This window comes from Faecalimonas hominis (assembly GCF_054660755.1).
In genome coordinates, this window is the sequence record NZ_BAAHSH010000043.1 from 1 (window position 1) to 1,596 (window position 1,596).

A 1,596-nucleotide genomic window follows, 5' to 3' on the forward strand; every position below is an offset into this window, starting at 1 on the left:
AAGGGGGTGTCGCAAAATCATCAAATTAGATGATTGAGCGGCACCCTCGCTCTATACATATCAAAAAATCCGAAAAGATTCCCCAAATAAAAGGATTCCTTCCGGATTTTGGCGTACTTTAATAATGCCTCTGTTTTATGGCTTTTTAGGCAGTTTCTTTAACTAGAAAAAGGTAACTTCCTGTACGCTCCTTTTGGATTTTAGCATGCAGTTTATTGATATTATAACCCATACAAAGCAAAAGAATTTCTAGTTTTACCTTGCTTTTTCCACGGAGTAGAAATCTTTGAAATTCATAATCATTCTTCAAAACCCAAAATGCCCCCTCTACTTGAATGGAACGGTTCATGCGGTATTTAATCCCTGTTTCACTTAGGATATTTTTATAGGATTCCTGACGCTTCTCCAGAAAACTTTTAGAAACATATAACCGTTTATTCCCTTTTGCTTTGGTACATTTTTCTTTATAGGGGCAGCCGGTACAATCCTCGCATTCATAAACGGTTACTTCCGATTCATAACCGCTCTTGCTTTTCTGTTTTTTCATAAAAATGGGAAATAGCGTTTTCCCGGCATGGCAGGTGTAGGTATCCGTCTTTTCATCATATCCCATATTTTCCCGTTTGCTGATATCCTGCTTAAAGTTTCGCTTCTTCCATTTCTCATAAGTCTGTGGTTTGATGTATGGCTTCTGCTTTGCACTTCTTAGATAAGTATACGCTTCTTCGCTTTCATATCCGGAATCGGCGGTTACGCTCGGATAACGGAACCCCAGGTTCCTCTCCATTGTCTTTAAGAACGGAACTAATGTCCAGACATCATTCCGATCCTGAAAAATATCCGTTGCCACGATATATTCACTGTCTACTGCGATCTGTACATTATACCCGGGCTTTAACTGTGCATTTCTCATATGGTCGTCTTTCATGTGCATAAAGGTTGCATCAGGATCTGTTTTGCAATAATTGTTTCTTCCCTGAAAGTTTGCCGTATGCCAGTCATAAACGGTCTGCCGTTCCAGAAAGCTGTGAAAAAGTTCAAAATACCGTTGGTTTCTGCTTTTCCGTTTTCCACGTCCATGAACAAAAACGGAGTGGTCTGTTCGACAGCGTTCTTCTAAAAAACAAACGATTTTCTGTAAATCCGGTGTCTTTGTTTCCGAAGCAACCGAAAAATCCTTCATATATTCTCTGTTCAGATGCTGTATTGCCTCCTGTATCTTCCTGAACATTTTTTCTTCCCATTTTCCCACAGATTTTTTCCAGACAAAGGTATATTTATTTGCACAGGCTTCTAATTTAGTTCCGTCAATAAATACTGTTTCCTTTGACAGTTCCCCTGCCTCTTCCAAGCGTCTTACCATTTGGTAAAAAAGATTTTCGCAGGCATCTGCAAGAAAACCGGTACGAAAACGAGCAATCGTACTGTGGTCAGGGGCTTTCTGTCCGGCTAGCAGCCACATAAAGTTGATGTCCCGTTTACAGGCAGTTTCAATTTTTCTCGAAGAATAGATGTTTTGAGAATAAGCGTAGGTAAGAATCTTGAACATGGTCTTTGGATCAACTGCTGGATTTCTGCCTTTGGCAGAGTAAGCCT

General features: G+C 40.0%; 1 protein-coding gene. It reads right to left on the reverse strand.

The genetic code is table 11. The features are described from left to right. Positions 1–145 precede the first annotated feature (145 nt). On the reverse strand, positions 146–1,596 hold a 1,451-nt coding region (locus tag ACYQ35_RS07930), incomplete at its 5' end, for an IS1182 family transposase (protein WP_459832014.1).